The 18,136-nt window shown below is 45.2% G+C and carries 22 protein-coding genes and 1 riboswitch; of the genes, 13 read left to right on the top strand and 9 right to left on the bottom strand.

Features of this window, described 5'->3' with window-relative positions; all coding sequences use genetic code 11:
* The first annotated feature begins 7 nt into the window (after positions 1-7).
* The 6 genes from C558_RS0124160 to C558_RS0124135 all read left to right on the top strand — a co-directional run bounded on the left by C558_RS0124160 (position 8) and on the right by C558_RS0124135 (position 5,166).
* Positions 8-358 (top strand): thioredoxin family protein, encoded by a 351-nt coding sequence (locus C558_RS0124160; RefSeq protein WP_018758894.1) that lies wholly within the window; start codon positions 8-10, stop codon positions 356-358.
* Positions 359-523: 165 nt separating this feature from the next.
* Entirely contained in the window at positions 524-1,444 is a 921-nt protein-coding gene (locus tag C558_RS0124155) for a COX15/CtaA family protein (RefSeq protein ID WP_018758893.1), read from the top strand.
* 114 nt (positions 1,445-1,558) lie between these two features.
* Positions 1,559-2,275, top strand: coding sequence for a Cthe_2314 family HEPN domain-containing protein (locus C558_RS0124150; RefSeq protein ID WP_018758892.1), 717 nt, complete (start codon positions 1,559-1,561; stop codon positions 2,273-2,275).
* Between the two features lie 73 nt (positions 2,276-2,348).
* Positions 2,349-2,482: riboswitch (SAM riboswitch) on the top strand.
* A 106-nt stretch (positions 2,483-2,588) separates the two neighbouring features.
* The gene (locus C558_RS0124145; protein ID WP_018758891.1) at positions 2,589-3,608 is read left to right on the top strand and encodes a methionine ABC transporter ATP-binding protein; all 1,020 of its coding nucleotides are present in this window, start codon (positions 2,589-2,591) and stop codon (positions 3,606-3,608) included.
* Positions 3,605-4,285, top strand: coding sequence for a methionine ABC transporter permease (locus C558_RS0124140; RefSeq protein WP_018758890.1), 681 nt, complete (start codon positions 3,605-3,607; stop codon positions 4,283-4,285). The genes C558_RS0124145 and C558_RS0124140 overlap by 4 nt, the downstream gene beginning before the upstream one ends.
* A 41-nt stretch (positions 4,286-4,326) precedes the next feature.
* A complete protein-coding gene (locus C558_RS0124135; protein ID WP_018758889.1) occupies positions 4,327-5,166 on the top strand; it encodes a MetQ/NlpA family ABC transporter substrate-binding protein in 840 nt (279 codons plus the stop codon).
* A gap of 96 nt (positions 5,167-5,262) precedes the next feature.
* Here C558_RS0124135 and C558_RS0124130 read toward each other — a convergent pair whose 3' ends face one another.
* The 4 genes from C558_RS0124130 to C558_RS0124115 form a co-directional block, all read right to left on the bottom strand.
* On the bottom strand, positions 5,263-6,387 hold the full coding sequence (locus tag C558_RS0124130) for a Ger(x)C family spore germination protein (RefSeq protein ID WP_018758888.1): 1,125 nt from the start codon (positions 6,385-6,387) through the stop codon (positions 5,263-5,265).
* Positions 6,384-7,493, bottom strand: coding sequence for a GerAB/ArcD/ProY family transporter (locus C558_RS0124125; protein WP_018758887.1), 1,110 nt, complete (start codon positions 7,491-7,493; stop codon positions 6,384-6,386). Before C558_RS0124125 ends, C558_RS0124130 begins: the two co-directional genes overlap by 4 nt.
* A complete protein-coding gene (locus C558_RS0124120; RefSeq protein ID WP_018758886.1) occupies positions 7,493-8,965 on the bottom strand; it encodes a spore germination protein in 1,473 nt (490 codons plus the stop codon). Before C558_RS0124120 ends, C558_RS0124125 begins: the two co-directional genes overlap by 1 nt.
* A gap of 154 nt (positions 8,966-9,119) precedes the next feature.
* Positions 9,120-9,362 carry a NifU family protein gene (locus C558_RS0124115; RefSeq protein WP_018758885.1) on the bottom strand — a complete coding sequence of 81 codons (243 nt, stop codon included), beginning with the start codon at positions 9,360-9,362 and terminating at the stop codon, positions 9,120-9,122.
* A gap of 92 nt (positions 9,363-9,454) precedes the next feature.
* On the opposite strand from C558_RS0124115, the gene C558_RS0124110 reads away from it, so the two are divergent.
* Complete coding sequence (locus tag C558_RS0124110; RefSeq protein WP_018758884.1) at positions 9,455-9,703, top strand: YuzB family protein; 249 nt, start codon at positions 9,455-9,457, stop codon at positions 9,701-9,703.
* Between the two features lie 2 nt (positions 9,704-9,705).
* On the opposite strand, the gene C558_RS0124105 is transcribed toward C558_RS0124110, so the two are convergent.
* The gene (locus C558_RS0124105) at positions 9,706-10,767 is read right to left on the bottom strand and encodes an NAD(P)/FAD-dependent oxidoreductase (RefSeq protein ID WP_018758883.1); all 1,062 of its coding nucleotides are present in this window, start codon (positions 10,765-10,767) and stop codon (positions 9,706-9,708) included.
* A 47-nt stretch (positions 10,768-10,814) separates the two neighbouring features.
* The gene (gene mqnE / locus C558_RS0124100; RefSeq protein ID WP_018758882.1) at positions 10,815-11,924 is read right to left on the bottom strand and encodes an aminofutalosine synthase MqnE; all 1,110 of its coding nucleotides are present in this window, start codon (positions 11,922-11,924) and stop codon (positions 10,815-10,817) included.
* A gap of 285 nt (positions 11,925-12,209) precedes the next feature.
* On the opposite strand from mqnE, the gene C558_RS0124095 reads away from it, so the two are divergent.
* Positions 12,210-12,569 carry a HesB/IscA family protein gene (locus tag C558_RS0124095; protein WP_018758881.1) on the top strand — a complete coding sequence of 120 codons (360 nt, stop codon included), beginning with the start codon at positions 12,210-12,212 and terminating at the stop codon, positions 12,567-12,569.
* A gap of 105 nt (positions 12,570-12,674) precedes the next feature.
* On the opposite strand, the gene C558_RS0124090 is transcribed toward C558_RS0124095, so the two are convergent.
* Positions 12,675-12,875, bottom strand: coding sequence for a hypothetical protein (locus C558_RS0124090; protein WP_018758880.1), 201 nt, complete (start codon positions 12,873-12,875; stop codon positions 12,675-12,677).
* A 163-nt stretch (positions 12,876-13,038) separates the two neighbouring features.
* Here C558_RS0124090 and C558_RS0124085 point away from each other — a divergent pair, with 163 nt between their 5' ends.
* Positions 13,039-13,701 (top strand): YheC/YheD family protein, encoded by a 663-nt coding sequence (locus C558_RS0124085; RefSeq protein ID WP_018758879.1) that lies wholly within the window; start codon positions 13,039-13,041, stop codon positions 13,699-13,701.
* 290 nt (positions 13,702-13,991) lie between these two features.
* A complete protein-coding gene (gene sda, locus C558_RS0124080) occupies positions 13,992-14,117 on the top strand; it encodes a sporulation histidine kinase inhibitor Sda (protein ID WP_018758878.1) in 126 nt (41 codons plus the stop codon).
* A gap of 14 nt (positions 14,118-14,131) precedes the next feature.
* Here the strand turns inward: sda and C558_RS33975 are convergent, their stop codons facing one another.
* Both C558_RS33975 and C558_RS0124075 read right to left on the bottom strand, forming a co-directional pair.
* Positions 14,132-14,389 carry a hypothetical protein gene (locus C558_RS33975; RefSeq protein WP_156826250.1) on the bottom strand — a complete coding sequence of 86 codons (258 nt, stop codon included), beginning with the start codon at positions 14,387-14,389 and terminating at the stop codon, positions 14,132-14,134.
* 126 nt (positions 14,390-14,515) lie between these two features.
* Positions 14,516-15,520 carry an NAD(P)/FAD-dependent oxidoreductase gene (locus tag C558_RS0124075; RefSeq protein WP_018758877.1) on the bottom strand — a complete coding sequence of 335 codons (1,005 nt, stop codon included), beginning with the start codon at positions 15,518-15,520 and terminating at the stop codon, positions 14,516-14,518.
* 381 nt (positions 15,521-15,901) lie between these two features.
* Between C558_RS0124075 and C558_RS0124065 the strand changes: the two genes are divergently transcribed.
* The 3 genes from C558_RS0124065 (at position 15,902) to C558_RS0124055 (ending at position 18,084) form a co-directional block, all read left to right on the top strand.
* Positions 15,902-17,098: an NAD(P)/FAD-dependent oxidoreductase gene (locus tag C558_RS0124065; protein WP_018758875.1), complete on the top strand. Its 1,197-nt coding sequence runs from the start codon at positions 15,902-15,904 to the stop codon at positions 17,096-17,098.
* A 1-nt stretch (position 17,099) separates the two neighbouring features.
* Positions 17,100-17,348: a hypothetical protein gene (locus C558_RS0124060; RefSeq protein WP_018758874.1), complete on the top strand. Its 249-nt coding sequence runs from the start codon at positions 17,100-17,102 to the stop codon at positions 17,346-17,348.
* Positions 17,349-17,526: 178 nt separating this feature from the next.
* Complete coding sequence (locus C558_RS0124055) at positions 17,527-18,084, top strand: NADPH-dependent FMN reductase (protein WP_018758873.1); 558 nt, start codon at positions 17,527-17,529, stop codon at positions 18,082-18,084.
* The last annotated feature ends 52 nt before the right edge of the window (positions 18,085-18,136 follow it).

The raw sequence follows: 18,136 nt of genomic DNA, 5'->3' as shown, positions 1-18,136 counted from the left end.
GTTTACAATGGAGAAATTAACGTCAGAAGCGCAATTTAACGAGGTCATCGCCTCGTCGAAACCAACGATCGGTGTATTTAAAGCCGTATGGTGCAAGGACTGTCATTTTATCGATCCATTTATGCCGGAGGTTGAAGCGAAGTATGCCGATCAACTCACCTTCGTTCATATTGACCGCGATGAATTACCGGACTTGTGCGAGCGATATAACATTCTCGGGATACCGAGTTTTATCGCCTATGTAGATGGCCAAGAGCTGATTCGGTTCGTAAGTAAGCTGCGTAAGACACGTGAAGAGATTGAAGCATTCATGGATCGTGCAATCGCAGTCGCAAATACCGTTAAGAAATCCAAATAAGTTCGGATAAGCCATGTCATCTCACGATGATGTGGCTTTTTTTAATATCCTTTTTTGTCCATTTACAATGTGTTTTGTCACAATTCCGCCTTCGTTTTCAACTTGAAATCAGGTATAATGAGAAATGGTGAAATTTACTTCTTGAGAGAGTAAGTGGGTGAAGGATTGAGAGCGAATACATTAAAGTGGCTTGCTTATATTACTTGTATCGGGATGATGCTGGTTCTCTTGAATGGTGCATTAGTCACGAAGACAGGTTCCGGTCAGGGATGTGGCGCGGAATGGCCGCTGTGCAATGGCAAATTTGTGCCTGCTTATACGATCACTTCAATGATCGAATATTCGCACCGTGCTGTGAGCGGACTTGTAGGAATTCTTGTGCTAGTCCTGTTCATCGCAGTATGGCGCCATGTGAAAGAACGTAAAGATGCTTGGTGGTATGCTTTGATCGCATTTTTATTTACATTTATTCAAGCCATTATGGGTGCGCTTGCCGTCGTGCTTGGACAAGTTCCAGCCGTTATGGCACTGCATTACGGATTTTCGCTTATCGCTTTTGCAGGGACACTGCTGCTCTCGATTGTCTTGAACAAGTGGAGCCGGGGGTTGGATGACAATGCGCCATCCGATGTGTACGTATCCGGCAGATTCCGAACAGCGACATGGATTGTGACGTTATATGCCTATGTCGTTGTCTATATTGGTGCATTTGTGCGGCATACGGAAGCCTATGGTGGCTGCCAAGGCTGGCCGCTCTGTAATGGAGAGATTATTCCAGAACTTCATGGAACGACACTGATTGCATTTATTCATCGTGTTGCAGCACTCATCCTATTCATCGCTGTAGCGACGCTAGCGCATTTCGCATATCACAATCATAAGCAAATTCGTGAGTTACGGATTATAGGTGTTTGTGCTCTAATCTTATGTGCTGCACAAATTCTGAGCGGGGCATGGGTTGTATTTACGTTAGGGGATGAGAATGCGGGCTTGTTCGCGGGCTTGTTCCATACTGTACTCATTGCAGGTCTGTTCGGCGTGTTATGTTATATGAGTGTCAGGGTATGGCAAATGGGCAAACGATAAAATCGGATATACTAAAATGAAACGAAAGTTGTCGAGCATATGAAGTTCGAGAACTTTTTGTTTTACCCGGAATACATATCATCATTTATCAATCATCAAGGGAGTGTGAACGATATGCTGCGAATCTTGTTAGGACTGCCTCCTCGCGCGGAACTCGCTGAAATGCAAGGTGCTGTCGAGGCCATGCAGCATGTGTTGAGCCAGCTTCAGAAACGTATCTCCGAGGGACATGATCCCGAGCATATTTGGCGTAAACATGAGATTTGGACGAAAGGTCTGATCGAATCCTTAGATGAGTTGGAGCAGAGTGTTTTCTTAGCGGGCCATTTTGCGGATCGCGTTCGGAATTCGTATCAAGATGAAATGTCGCAGCAAGAAAATACGGATTATCACAGGCATGTCTATTTCTACAAGGACGGATTTATTCGGGTATTCTCGATATTGGATAAGCTCGGCACATTGATGAATGACCTCTTTGAACTCCATACCGAACGAGCCAAAGCTCATTTTTCTTTTTTTACCGTCTTGCGGCAATTTCAATATTTGGGTGTGCATTTGGCACTCATGGATAAGCTAAATACATTGAAGGAACAATATAATGAACCGCTTCGCCATCTTCGCAAATGGCGTAATATCGAAATTCATTACATGAATATGGAGATGCAGGACGATCTTAATCAACGAGATCAGACACTCGATGGAAAGATTAAACTGGAGGATATTCAGCAACGTCAAAATGATCTGGAGCTAGGTTATCGAATGGCCTGTGATACCTTGCAAGCGGCGTTCGAATATATCGAAATAATGCTGCGTAACAAGTATCAACGATAATTGGAATTTTTTTCTGTTTGACATTTAATTGCATCAACACTATACTCAATTTAAATTTAATACAAACGATACTTTCTTATCGAGAGCGGCGGAGGGACAGGCCCTGTGAAGCCCGGCAACCGATTCCAGATCCAGTAATTATACGGATATGGAGTGTCATGGTGCTAAATCCTTCAGAATTCATGTCAGAATTCTGGTAGATGAGAAGAGGACTATGATGACTTGTCAGCCCTTTTCCGTTGTGCCGGAAAAGGGCTTTTTTGACCACAAAAAGTTTTTCTCATTACTCGATCAGAAACGAGAGGGGACAATCATGATACAGCTTAAACAACTGTCGAAGACCTACGGCAGTAAGCATAAACAGACCGTTGCGCTTTCAGACATCAATGTAACCATTGATCGAGGCGAAATTTTCGGAATCATTGGACATTCGGGTGCGGGCAAGAGTACGCTACTGCGCAGTATCAATCTGCTCGAACGCCCAACGGCAGGTGAAGTGTGGATTGGCGACACTAATCTTACGGCTTTGTCGGATGTAGATCTGCAAGGACAGCGTCGCAAGATCGGAATGATCTTTCAGCATTTCAATTTATTATCGTCTGCCACCATTTTTGATAACATTGCCTTTCCGCTGCGGTTAGTACGGACACCCAAAGCAGAAGTCGAACAGAAGGTGGACAACCTTCTGAAACTTGTCGGTCTAGAAGAGCACCGGAATAAATATCCATCGCAGCTGTCCGGTGGACAGAAGCAGCGTGTGGGTATCGCTCGTGCGCTAGCGAATGATCCCGAGGTGCTCTTGTGCGATGAGGCTACATCCGCGCTAGACCCGCAGACGACGCAATCGATTCTACGATTGCTGCTCGATATTAATAAGCAATTCGGCATTACGATTGTGCTCATTACACATGAGATGCACGTCATTCAGACGATTTGCGATACGGTAGCAGTTATTCATGATGGCCGCATTGTAGAGCAAGGACCAGTGACCGAGGTCTTCTTGAAGCCGCAGCATGCAGTTACCCGAGATTTTATTCGGGAAGAAAATGAGAGCGCGGAGCTGCTGGACCGTCTAATTGCTTCGTTACCATCGAATGATCATACCGAGGTCGTGAAGATTAACTTCTTAGGGACATCAACGTATCAACCGATTCTATCTGAGGCTGTTCAGGCGACAGGCGTTTCCTTTGCGATTCTGCAAGGGACGATTGCCACGATGAAGGACACGCCGTATGGTCAGCTCATCGTGCGCTTTGAAGGGGATAAAGAAGCGATTGCGAAGACGTATGAGATGTTGCGCACACAGGTACATGAATTGGAGGTAATCGGATGATACTCCTATCTACGGGGTTTGATTTCTCGAAAATCTATTGGTCCGAAATTTGGACGGCAACGTGGGACACGCTGCGCATGTTGTTCTTCTCTGGGATATTCACATTTATTATCGGGCTTCCGATCGGCATCCTGCTATTCATGACCGCAAGAGGAAATTCGGTTTGGAGCCGGATGCTCTATCGGGTGATTTCGTTCATCGTCAATATTTTGCGTTCCGTGCCTTTCGTCATTCTGATGATCTCGATTATCCCTTTGACGAAATTAATTGTTGGGACTTCGATCGGTGTACTTGGTTCCATTCCACCGCTCGTACTCGCAGCGGCTCCGTTCTTCGCCAGACTCGTGGAGACCTCACTTCGTGAGGTGGATCGCGGGGTGATCGAAGCGGCTGAAGCGATGGGAGCTTCAAAAGGACAGATCGTGGGTAAAGTATTACTGCCAGAATCCATGCCGAGTCTGATTGCGGGCATCACCATCACGATTGTAACGTTAGTCTCCTACACGGCGATGTCCGGATTGATTGGGGGCGGCGGTCTTGGGGATTTGGCCATTCGATATGGCTATCAACGGTATGAGATGGAGATTATGGTCGTTGCTGTCATCTTAATGATTATTATCGTTCAGTTGATCCAAGTGCTTGGTGATATTCTTGTTAAACGGTTTTCTAGAAAATAATATAGATGCAATAAATTCACATTATCATGGGGGGATTTACAATGAAAAAATGGTTGATCACATTAACAGCAGTACTCGCGTTTGCGGTGATTGCAGCAGGTTGCGGCGAGAAGAACAGTGCAAGCAGCGGTGAGGAGAGCAACGGAAGCAAGCAAGAGACGACGACACTAACAGTCGGAGCTACAGCCGTACCGCATGCTGAAATTCTGAACTTCTTGAAGCCAATGTTGGAGAAGGAAGGCGTTACGCTTGAAGTGAAGGAATTTACGGATTACGTACAGCCGAACGTGCAAGTGTTCGAGAAGCAGCTTGATGCGAACTTCTTCCAGCATCAGCCGTACTTGGATCAAATGAATAAGGATCGCAACATGGATCTTGTCAGCGTGGTAGGCGTCCATCTTGAACCGATCGGCGCATACTCCAAAAAGATCAAATCGGTTGACGAATTGAAAGATGGCGCAACCATTGCTATCCCGAACGATGCTTCGAACGGCGCGCGCGCTTTGTTGTTATTGCAAAAACAAGGGTTAATTGAGCTTGCCGAAGGCAAAGTAGCGGACGCAACGATCCGCGATATTACGAAAAACCCGAAAAATTTGAAATTTAAAGAGCTAGAAGCAGCAATGCTTCCACGTGTCCTTGACGAATTCGATGCTGCGATTATTAACACGAACTATGCGCTGCAAGCAGAGCTGTCACCGACGAAAGATGCGCTCTTTATTGAAGGAAGCGATTCTCCTTACACCAATATCCTTGTTGCTCGTCCAGACAACAAAGACTCCGATGCGATGAAGAAGCTGGCAGCAGCGCTTCATTCGCCAGAATTAAAGAAATTCATTGCAGAGAAATATGGCGAAGCGGTATTGCCGGCATTTGAATAATTACGAAATAAGAGAGGCTGACATCTGTACATACAGGTGTCAGCTTTTTTCGTAAGATTGTTATATTTGTCGTAGAAGAATATGCTATTCTACCATTCACTGTAGAACCCCGCTATCCAGCATTTCTGTTTTCACTGACAATCGAATGTCTGCTTCAGATAGCGCATCACCCCAATGGTCTTTGACCTTCTTCCAAGCATGGTATTGGTAAGCTTGTGCGATAATTCCGAGCCCGATGGGGTCAATGCAGTTTTTCTGTATTTTATGGATTAGCGCCATAAGATCTCGCTGTATGAGGGAATCCAATTGCTTTTGCAGCTGAGTTTTTCGCATGGTCGTGTTGAACGGAAAGGTTCTTTCCGTTATTCTGGTTTTCATCTTATATCGAAGATTGAATATGAATCGGCCATGCTCATAGGATGTTCGGATGCGGACAGATAACTTAGCGATATCAACGCTCAGTTTGCTCTGAACAATCGGATTAGGTTGACCAGCCTGAGACTCCGGCACGTTGGCAGTATAAGAACCAACACCCGTCAAATTACGCTGGAGAACACGTAGCAGCGTGGTCTCTTGCAGATCGAGACTTGTGACGTATTTGCCCTGTTCATTCAACAATGCCGCTCCTTCGGCAACAAGGTTCGTATTCTTCCTAATCATCGGCAAAGCAGGGGTCATCGCTTGATCGTACATTTGCCGGTGAAATTCTTGAAGGGTCGTGTCCAACGTTGCATTTTTCTTGGAAGAAGAGCTGATCAATTTGGGAAGCAGCAGCGTGAGTGGCGGCTTGTCATCGGCATGGTAATAAACAACCTCGGATACAGGTCCGTTCACAACAGCCACATTGGCATTGACCGAGGACTCCGCATTGCGAAACAGCGTATCCAGCATAGAGAACCAATTCCCATGCTCCAGTAATTTTTTGCCGATGAGGATGGTCTGGATTTTTCCTGCACTCGGAATTCCCGAGGACATCGTGTCAAAATTGTTCTTGCTATGCCGGACAGACACCGGTTTATCATCATAGAATTCTTCTGTTTTCTTCTTCGCATCCTTATTGAACAGGGGACTGGAGCTATACACGATAAATCGGTCCTCTTCTATATCAAATCCTAGCACAAGAATGAGCGTGGCATCTTCCAAATACATTTTATCGTAGCAACCGGGCAGCAGTCCTAAGAGGACCACGATAATACATATCTTGAGCCAATAATACTTCATGATGAATCTCCTCCATGGTTACGGCGAATGCCTTCAAGTAGCTTCACATAGCCCCACAAGCACAGCGGAAATACGTAAGCGATAACTATTCCGATATTACTCATCGTTCTCGTCATTTGGGTCACCTGGGTATGCGAGAGGTCCAAGACAAGGGAGAGGGCTAGTGTAATCAATAGAATCACCACTGTTGTAATGCTGGGCTTCGATTTTGGAATCAATTGCTTCACGCCGAAGACGGCTAGGCTCATATACACAATCCAGGTTACGGAGATGACAATCATATACATTGCAAGGAAGATGACATCCCACCGATCCAAGAATTGTACCCGAATGACCTTCAGAAGGCTGAGCGTCGGCCAAGTATACTGAAGAATTTCCAGCGAACTGAAGTAGGAGAAGCAGACCAATGTCGTTAATATGTAAAATAACATCGTCAACGTATTTGCAACAATCACAGCGGAGACCGCTTTCTTCTTGTTCATAAGGAACGGATAGAGAATGAATGTAATCTCAAATCCAAGGTACGATAGAATGGTCAGCCTCGTAGCGGATAAGATAGGCATCCAGCCTTCTTTGATGAACGGAAGCAGATACAACCAATGGCTATGATTCAAAGGAAAGGCAAGCAGGATAATGATCCAGAGTGAAAAATAGAAAATTAGCTCGGCATAACGCCCGATCATCTTAATTCCATGATGTACAATCATATACGTCGGGACCGCTAAGAGGAGGATGAGCATAAAATCCGGCGTTTTTGGCATTAGCCATATCCTCAAGATGGAGACGATAGAAAATATGATTGCCAATGAACCTCCAATCAGATAGAAAAGAAAAATGACGGAAGCTGTTTTTCCGACCCACTTGCCAAAGTAATGGTTGAACAAATCGAACAAGGTTGCCTCAGGCTGTCTCTTCATTGCATGAATAATGAATAAGCTGGCTACCACGGAGAGTACCCCACCTAATATGATGGAGATCCACCCATCCGTGCCAGCGACCTTTGCTAATTCCCTGGGGAGCGTCAGGAAACCGACCCCAACTTGCGTGCCGTGAATGAGCAATACAAATTGTAGCCATGTAATTTGAATGGATTTCGATTTCTGCATCAAGGGTTCTCCTCAGGCTGCGGCGAGTCTTGCCGTTCTAATTGAACCGGATGAGCATTCACCGGCCTTTTCTTCATGATCCATAACGGCGCCCTGATGAAGGTGTCTTTCCAGTCCGTGAATCGAACAGGAGCTAGCGGGCTGCCGTAAGGCGTATCGAGTGATTTCAAGGTGATTAGGTGGATAATTAATGTCATCAGTCCCGCGGCAATCCCGACGATACCGAATATCGAGGCAATGATCATCATGGGAAACCGAAGGAAGCGGACGGCGGCCCCCATATCATAGTTAGGTATGATGAAGGAGGCGATGGCTGTCGAAGCGACGACGATCACCATGATGTTGCTTACAATACCGGCTTGCACGGCAGCTTGCCCGATGACAATCCCGCCAACGATTCCTACCGTTTGTCCTATCGGCGCAGGCAATCGAATCCCTGCTTCACGGAGCATCTCCAGTGTAATCTCCATCAATATCGCTTCGGCAAAAGGGGGGAAAGGAACACGTTCTCTCGACTCGCCGATCGAAATGATCAATTTAACAGGGATGATGACATAATTATAGGAAATAAGCGCGATATAGATGGCAGGCAGGAAGAGTGCAATGAAAAAGGCAAAATAACGAGTCACGCGAATAAAAGAAGAGATGAGCCACCGCGTACTATAATCGTCAATGCTCTGGAAGAAGGATACAAAGGTCGTCGGACCGATCAGCACATTTGGAGACCCATCCACCACCATGACATATCGCCCTTGCAAAATTTGCGAAGCCGCAGAATCAGGACGCTCCGTAGAGATGAATTGTGGGAAGGGGGAATAGGGATTATCCTCAATGAATTCTCCGAGTTCTCCGGCATTAATAATGGCATCCACATTAATCTTCTGGATGCGCTCCACCAGTTCATCGAGAATCTCGGGCTGTGCGACATCTCCCAAGTACATAATCGACACGGTCGTAGCACCACGTTGGCCGACCCTAAGCTCCTTAATCTTGAGCTCAGTACTTGGAATATAGCGGCGAATAAGCGCGATATTCTGGCTTCCGGTCTCGACAAAGCCCTGATGTGCGCCCTTTAGGGATGCTTCGATCTGCGGATCTTCGATGGATCGCTGCGGCCACCCTTGTGTATCGAGGATGGAAGCCTCCGCGTTCCCATTCACGAATAGGACACTGCTGCCTCCTAAAATAGCGGCTGATATCGCTCTCCACTGGTCTTCTGTAATCAGATGACTGATGGATACGGTGGGGTTCATATTCAATTGGAACATGAGTGGCTCAAGTACATTATTATTCACGGAATTCTTATCCGTAAGCCCGCCTAAATAGACAAGCGCTGCGGTTTTGCGGATAGATTGGATGATAAACTCACGAATAACCAGATCAGGAGATCCCTGGAAGAGCGATTTGATCTGTGTAATATTGTCCGATAGATTATTGCTTATTGTGGCACGCTGTTGCTGTTGGGATGACATAACGATCCTTCCTCAAGTCCATTTGGTGCCCATAGTATTTCCTGTATGATTTACTTTATTCTGGATATATGGTGACATCATCAGCACAAAAAAGCAGCCAATCCGAGGATTGACTGCTTCTATTGCCATTTACAGGGCTTCGATCATATTCAAATTAGAATACTTGAACAACTTCTTGAACGCCTTCAACTTCTTCAACCAAAGCGCGCTCAATCCCTGCTTTCAAAGTAATTGTGGAACTTGGGCAGCTGCCGCAAGCACCCATCAATTTTAATTTAACGATACCGTCTTCCACATCAACGAGTTCAACGTCGCCGCCGTCACGTTGTAGGAATGGACGAAGTTTATCAAGCACTTCTAGAACTTCATCATACATTTGAGCTGTATTTTCACTCATTTGCTTCAACTCCTTTCTCACCTTATTATAGTATAAAGATGTTTAAATTAAAATGGCTCAAACAAACGACTTCAGCAAAAGCGGGTGATTCAATGCGACCGATCATCGAGTTCTGCGTCAGTAACATGCATCACGGGACAGACCTTGTGATGAAGAAGCTGGAGCATAATCCAGCTTACGATGTCATCGAATATGGCTGCCTTGGGAATTGTGGAGAATGTTATCTCTTCCCGTTCGCTTATGTGAATGGTGATATTGTCGCTGCAGAGACGATTGATGAATTAGAAGACAAAATTATGCAAGAAATCCGTGCCGTTGAAGCTCTAGAGAGCAGCGACTAGCATTAACCGAAATGATGCTTGGATCTCCACAGGACGCCCATCTTCAAGACACGAGGGACACGTCCCTTCATCGTTCTATTTCCTAATAGTCCGAATCCACTCTTCTTCCCTAAGGAACCAAGAACGCCTTTTAGCTTAATCTTGCCAAGCTTCGGCTCCTCACCTTTCCATCCTGCTTGGATGACATCTGCAACTTGCTCTCCTTGTGCTCCGGCAGCTTGCGCGCTTGGAGAGAAGGAGAGGGAAGCACAGTCACCTACCACATAGACTTCTTCATGGCCTGGAATTTGGAAATGGTTGTTAAGAAGAACGCGTCCTTGCGGATCCTTCGGAACATCTAGGTCTTGAACTGGCTTAACTGGCTGGATACCTGCGGTCCATACGGTAACGTCACTATAGATAACGCCGTTCTGATGGATAATGCCGCCTTGCTCTAATTGGGTCGTTGAAATGTGCGAGCTCAGATCGACATGATGCTCGTGGAACCACTCCGAGACGAATGCGGACAGCTTCTCTGGGAAAGCAGAGAGTACGCGAGGTCCGCGGTCAATGATCCGAATGTTCAAATCCGGTCGACTCTCACGAAGTTCAGCCGCGACTTCGACACCGCTTAAACCCCCGCCCATAATGTTCACTTGGCCGTAAGGCTTCACATCATTGAGCATCTGATACGTCCGGCGTGTTCGTGATAAGGATTGAATGCTCTCTGCATATTGTTCTGCGCCGAGAATACCATGAAATTTATCTGTACATCCCAGTGCAATAACAAGTTGATCATAAGGAATAACTTCTTCTGCATTTAAGTAGACATGTTTGGCCTGCAAATCGATACGTGTAATATCACCGTATTTGAGTTCAATTCGCGGGTCTATCGGAAAGGCAACGCGGATTTGAAGATCAGATGCTGTACCAGCTGCGAGTGCATAATATTCTGTCTTAAGTCCTTGATAGGGCTGGCGATCGATTAACATCACCGATGTGTCCACCGGGATTTCACCTTCTAACAACCGATTAGCAACTGCAAGTCCACCATAGCCCCCGCCCAGGATGACCAATTTTTTCATGAGTAGCTCTCTCCCCGTATGCCTCAAATAATTGTCCTTAACTTCAATTAAGATTCATATACCTTCACTTCGTTATAGAACGTATCGCGTTCTACTGGAATTCGGCCCGCGCCTTTAATGAGCCAGATCAACTCAGCGCGAGTTAGGCCTTCAGGTGTTAGAGCGCCCGCAGCATGGCTGATTCGCTCTTTCACAATGGTTCCATGCGCATCGGATGCGCCGAATGCTAATGCCATTTGGGTCAACTGCGTTCCGATATTAATGAAGTAAGCTTTGATATGTTGGATATTGTCGAGCATCAATCGGCTGATCGCAATGGTCTTAAGGTCTTCATAAGCTGAGTTGCGGCGGCGAATATCAGCTGATTTACTCTTCGGCTGCATGGATAATGGAATGAATACCATGAATCCATTCGTCTCATCTTGAAGTTCGCGAATCTGCAGCATATGTCGAACGCGATCTTCATGGCTCTCGATGGAACCGTAGAGCATTGTTGTATGTGTACGCAAGCCAAGCTCATGAGCAACACGGTGCACTTCCAGATAACGATCCACATTCGCTTTGTCCACATGCATTTTCTCACGATATTGATCGGAGAGAATTTCAGCACCGCCCCCTGTGAGGGTCTTAAGTCCAGCTTTCATCAGCTCTTGAAGGACTTCGGCAATGCTTAGTCCACTAATCCGTGTGAAGAAATCAATTTCAGCGGCTGTATACGCCTTTAAGGTAATATCTGGATATTTCTCATTCAGTGCACGAAGGGAATCGACATAATATTGAAATGATACATGTTGGTTATGTCCGCCAACGATATGAAATTCACGCACACCTGGATTGATATGCTGTTCGACGTATTCGATCATCTCAGCGCCGGAAAGGGTGTAAGCACCTTCGTCGCCTTCATCTTTGCGGAAATTGCAGAAGGCACAGCGGGATTCACAGACGTTCGTGAAATAGAGGCTCATGTTCTCGATGAAATAGACTTTCTTCCCATTTTTCTTAAGATTGACCTCATTGGCCAATTGACCGATGGTTAATATGTCGTCACTCTGGTACAGATAGACGCCATCTTCCAGTGAAAGACGTTCTCCTCGCTGTACTTTTTCGATGATTTCTGCCATCCGAGAGTCCGTATGGCTTGTCACAAGTGTCGTCATGTCGGATCGTTCCTCCTTTGTAATTAGAGTTCCATTCGGGAACGCTTCGTATTTTCTTTTTGTATGTGAAATTTCTTACAAGATCAACCGATGTGTATCAAAAATCTCATGAAAAAATGACCAATAGAACTCGGTCGTAACCCCATTATAAACCTCGTTGTGATGAGGAGCAATAGAATGTGACAAAAAAGGTAAACCTTTGTTTCAACCGGTAGTTTCTCACACTTGTGGCAAAATGCATCGTTCATGTATACTGAAGATATAGTAACAGAAGGAGGGATTCAGATGATCAATATTACAGATGCAGCGATTGCTAAGATACAGGAAATGCTTGCACAAGAGGAAATTCCGAACATGTTCTTGCGTATAGGTGTTCAATCCGGCGGATGCAGCGGGTTTCAATACGGGATGGGATTCGATGATGAGCAGCATTTCAATGATAAAGTATTTGATGTGAAAGGCCTTAAGGTTGTCGTTGAAGAAGACAGCATCAAATATTTGAATGGACTTATTATTGACTTCAAAGAATCCGGTATGTCGGGTGGATTCACGATTGACAATCCAAATGCGAGTGCGACTTGCGGATGCGGATCGTCATTCCGTACGGCTACAGATGCAGGTACGCCTGCACCAGAGCAATGTTAATACACGAATAGCGTTACGCTTGCGTGAACGCCATAAGACATGCTAAACCCCCCTGAAGAAAGACTTCAGGGGGTTTTTTGGCATCTATGTATGGATCGGATTGGATTACAGAAACTTTAGATTGAGCATAACTGCGATCATTCCGGTTGCGAGGATCGAGAAGACTACGAATGCGCTGCCGATGCCGCGTTTGCGATCGATGAACATTTTAATCCCTACAACGAAGATACAGAGTGTTACAAGGACAAGAATTACAGCCATCGCATAATAGCTAAGGGTATATAGATTCTGAACGAATTGTTCCAAAGGAAGGTTCCTCCTTGCTTAATATTGGTTGTTGTCCTTCTATAATATCTCGAATACTCACAATTATCTATCCAAATTAAGGCATATACCGGGGACAATGATACAGGAGGCTCACCCTCAATCTGAGTATGTATAAGTATACTCTCAGAAAGGGGATGACGGAATGGCTGGAAGACAACTGGCTAACAAATGGGTTAAGACAGCAGTATTACTGTCTGACGCTAAAATCGCAGCTCATATTCCTCAGACAAAGAGATACAATGCTGCAAACCTACACTCCATGTTGTCCGCATATGGTATGGTCGTAATTAAACCGGTTGTTGGTGGCGGAGGCTATGGCGTCATCAAGGTAACCAAGGAAGGGGAGACCTATTCCTATACAGCCATGTCGAAGCACCGGTCATTTAGGAGTTTCGGCCGCTTGTTTCGCTCCCTTAGCGGCGTGAAGAAGAAACGCCGTTACATCATTCAACGTGGAATTCATTTAGCAAAAATAGATGGCCGTCCGATCGATTATCGAGTCAAAGTTGTGAAGGTTAGAGAGTATTGGGAAATTCGTGCGATGGTCGGCCGATTGGCGCGGCGAGGGTTGTTCGTGACGAATTTGTGCAAGGGCGGGGCAAAGTTGTCAGCGTCTCAAGGAATTAGAAGATCATTTTCAGGAGGGCAAGTAGCAGCGAAGAAGAGCGAAATGCGGCAATTGACGGTGTTGTCTACGACAATTCTGGAGCGGAAATTTCCGGGAATAGGGCAGCTAGGGTTTGATTATGGAATCGATACGAGTGGGAAGATTTGGATTTTTGAGGTGAATACTCGTCCGCAATAAGAAAGGGGGAGATTCATCTTTTCTCTTTCTATCATATTATATGATAGTTTTGATTTTTGGTGATAGGCGGTGTAATAGAATTTTTTTATACAGCTTTCCGGTTATGAGCCTGTGAATAACTATTATCCACATATTACAGGGCGTAAGTACGCTTAATTTGGGAGTTATTAACAATTAGATCACAGGATTTCCACAACGTGGTGTGGATAACCGGAACGCTTGTTCTGTTTGCGTGTGCGTGATATAGTAAAATTCAATAACAGGAAATAAAAGGGAAGGAAGTATGTGTGATGTCTATTCTATCCGATGAGCTATTGGTAGAATCGTATTATAAGGCGATAGAGTTGCAGTTAGAGGGAGAATTTATCCGACTGCTCTTAGCCGAGATACGATTGCGTCAGCTTCCGTTGCAGTAATTCATACCTTTTATTCACTCCAGATTAGGGCCCCATTCTCTGACTTGGAGAGGGGATGATCGCTGACAAACTTCACAGTAGAGAAGATGTGTACAGACGGGTGCATCTTGATTCATCGAGTGGAGCTCAGAATAAGCGGAGTAATCCGCATAAGGGCTGTAGGGTCCCTCGTAATCCTCTAATTTGCCGTAGTCTGACGCAAGCTGGTGACAAGCTGGACAAGTCACATGGGAAGCGATGAAACCGTTACATAGCGGACAGCGATAAGACAAGGGTATCCCCCTTTCAGAAAATGTAAAGTGCATGTTCAAAAGTCAAAAGATGACTTTGAACTTCCTTTAAGAAGTTCTGAAATGTAGGATACCCTTTATTGTACTAACATATAATAAAAAAGTGGACTATACCTTCATGCTGCTGCTGTGTCCTGGGGATAGCTTCGCGCTTGGGTCTACATAGACCTTCGCATTGTTGATCGCCGTAGGTGCTTCACCGAAGCCAACTGCAATCAGTTTCAATTTACCAGGGTAAGTCGTAATATCGCCTGCAGCGAAGATACCTGGGATATTTGTCTCCATGCGTGTGTCAACAACAATTGAACCGCCTTGAATGTTAATGCCCCAATCTGCAATTGGACCAAGTGAAGATACAAATCCGAATGTCACGATAACAGCATCAACATCGATCTTCGTCTGTTCATTTGTCTTCACATCTTGGATCGTAACTTGCTCGATTTGATCTGCGCCATGGAGGCTAACAATTTCGGTTGGCGTAATGACTTTTACCTTCGAAGCCATGAGACGCTCTACACTGTGTTCATGTGCTCGGAATTTGTCCCGGCGATGGATCAACGTAACTTGTTCTGCAATCGGTTCGAGCATAAGAGCCCAGTCAAGTGCAGAGTCACCGCCGCCGCTGATCAATACTTTTTGACCCGCATATTGCTGTAAATCGCTAACGAAATACTTCAAGTTTTTCTTCTCGTATTGCGCAGCTTCAGGCAGCTCTAGACGGCGTGGTTCAAATGCGCCTACACCTGCAGTGATGATAATGGCTTTAGCATAATGAACACCTTTATCTGTCGTAACTTCGAAGAGGCGCTCGTCTTTCTTCACGACATCGATAACTTTCTCTTCGAGTCGTACATCGGTCTGGAACATTTCCATCTGTTTGCTCAAGTTATCGACGAGCTCTTGCGCAGTGACCTTCGGGAAGCCTGCTACATCGTAAATGTATTTTTCAGGATATAATGCTGCCAATTGTCCGCCTAATTGTGGCATACTCTCGATCAATTTAACGGACGCTTGACGCATACCTCCGTAAAATGCTGCAAACATACCGGCAGGTCCGCCACCGATGATCAGGATATCAGCGGGCTCTTGAGTCGTTAGATTTTGTTGGTCCACAGGGGCACCTCCGAAATTCAATATTATTTGTTACACATCCTTAATTATTATAAGCTTCTCAGCAAGGGAATGAAACCTATTTTCATTTTTGAATCAACAAATAAACTTAATCGGGTTGCAAAAAAAATAAAATGAAAAATGTCGAATCTTTTTTGAAGAAAAGCTTGATATTCTTGAGAAAAATCAGTATGATTTCATTTGGGTTAATAAACCAGTTGTCGAATCCTGCACAATTCTGATACAGTTTGTTCATGAAATGTTCATTGATTTGAATATAGAACGTGGCATTACACCATTTTTTTATTTTGTAAGTGTAATTTTTCACATATTCATGTTTTATACTATACAATAAATCACAAGAAGGATTGGAAGGGATCAACCATGAGTAATATTCCTAAAATTGTCATCTTAGGTGCCGGATATGGCGGTATTCTTACAGCACAGCGCCTACAGAAAGAATTGAACTATAACGAAGCGGATGTAACGCTTGTGAATAAGCATGACTACCACTATTTCACAACGCATTTGCATATGCCTGCTGCGGGTACGGATCAAATGGAGAACGCACGCGTTGCGATTTCCAAGTTGATCGATGAGTTCAAAATTGATTTCGTTAAAGCAACGGTACAACAAATTCGTACGCAAGAGAAGAAAGTTCTTCTGGAGGATGGAAGCGCGCTTTCTTATGACTACCTGATTATTTCGGTGGGCGGCGAGACGGAAACATTCGGTATCCCAGGGATGAAAGAATACGCGATGAGTATTCGCAGTATTAACTCGGTTCGTATGATCCGTCAGCACATCGAGTATCAATTTGCAGCGTACAAACAGGATGAGACGCGTCTTGACCGTCTTACATTCGTTGTCGGTGGCGCAGGATTCACAGGGATCGAGTTCGTATCCGAGCTTTCAGATCGTATTCCTGAACTATGCAAACAATACGATGTAGATCCTTCGCTTGTAAAAATCTATAACGTAGAAGCAGCTCCATCTGCATTGCCAGGATTCGATCCTGAGCTTGTAGAATACGCGATGAACGTGCTTCAGAACAAAGGTGTTACGTTCAAAATTGGTACACCGATCAAAGAAGCAACACCAGATGGTGTTATCGTTGGTGAAGGCGAATTGATCAAGTCACAAACTGTCGTATGGGCTGCTGGGGTTCGTGGTAACCGTATGATCGAAGAAGCGGGTATCGAGACGATGCGCGGTCGCGTTAAAGTCGATGAGTTCTTGCGTGTTCCTGGACAAGAGAACATCTTCGTTATCGGAGACAACTCCTTGATGTTCAACCCAGAAGGTCGTCCTTATCCGCCAACAGCGCAAATTGCGATGCAGCAAGGTGTGACTTGTGCGAACAATATCGTTGCGTCGATCCGTAACCAACAACCTACGAAATTCGTATTCAGCAACAAAGGTACAGTTGCCTCCCTTGGTAAAGGCGAAGCGATTGGTATCGTAGGCACGAAGAAGCTTAAGGGCTTCACAGCTGCACAATTGAAGAAAATTATCGATATTCGTTACCTGTTCATTATTGGCGGATTGTCGCTCGTATTGAAAAAAGGTAAATTCCTATAAGATGCGGCATTGCAGCGTTCAAGTTCGTGGGTTATTAACCCGCGATGAACTGGATCGATACAATGCGTTGATGGAAGTTGGTTCCTATCTCGAATCGCAGACGCGATACGATCTTGCTTATACCGTGCAACGGGAAGTGGATCTCTTGATCCAGCCTGCCATTGAACGGCTTAAGGATAAAGGCCGTGCGCGAGATCGAGCGACCGAAGAGTTCCTGGAATCGATGAACCAAATGGATGATGAAGATTAATGAGATGCCTGCTAAGCGTTATGCTTAGCAGGCTTTTTTGTGTGGTGCTTTATTTCCAGAAGTCTGACAAAATCAGACTAAAGTCGTATTACGTATTCAGACTTGCTAAGGATGTACGATAAGGGAAAATAAGGTAAAATAGTCGTACATCAACTATTAGTGAGAGGATTCGATTGGTATGAAAATTTCAATTATTGCAGGAAGTAATCGAAAAGGTGCGTCCAGTACTCAAGTGGCTAAGGTTCTGGCTAGAACGATACAAGAGCAAGGTCATGAGGTGATTTTCATTGATCTCTATGAGAAGCCGATGCCTTTATATTCGCCAGATCTGTCTTATGCGAATGACGTGAATGTCAGCGATATGAAAAAAGCCGTCTTGTCTTCCCAGGCTATTGTGCTTGCGACACCCGAATACCATGGGAGTGTGAGTGGTGTGCTGAAGAATGCTCTGGATTTTATGAATAAAGATCATTTCAGCTTAAAGCCGGTTCTGGCTGTCAGTTCATCTGGCGGAGATGTCGGCGTAAGTTCATTGCAGCAGATTCAAGCGATCGTACGGAATCTGCATGGCATCAATTGCCCGGAATGGTTGTCTGTCGGCGGAGCACAGCGCAACGTATTCGAGCAGCCGCAGCTCGACCCCGAACATGAGATGAGCAAACGGATCATGCGTGTACTAGGAACTTTCCTCGCGCTTGCGGATCAGTTGTCATCGAAGTCCTGTGCGCATTCATAAATGGTATGAGCGATTAGCTCAATACCCCCAGTGACCATCGTCACTGGGGGTA

Origin of the sequence: Paenibacillus terrigena DSM 21567 (assembly GCF_000374845.1) — a bacterium.
GTDB lineage: Bacteria > Bacillota > Bacilli > Paenibacillales > Paenibacillaceae > Paenibacillus_K > Paenibacillus_K terrigena.
Note: the sequence above shows the minus strand (reverse complement) of the source record. Positions and strands in the feature narration are given on the sequence as shown.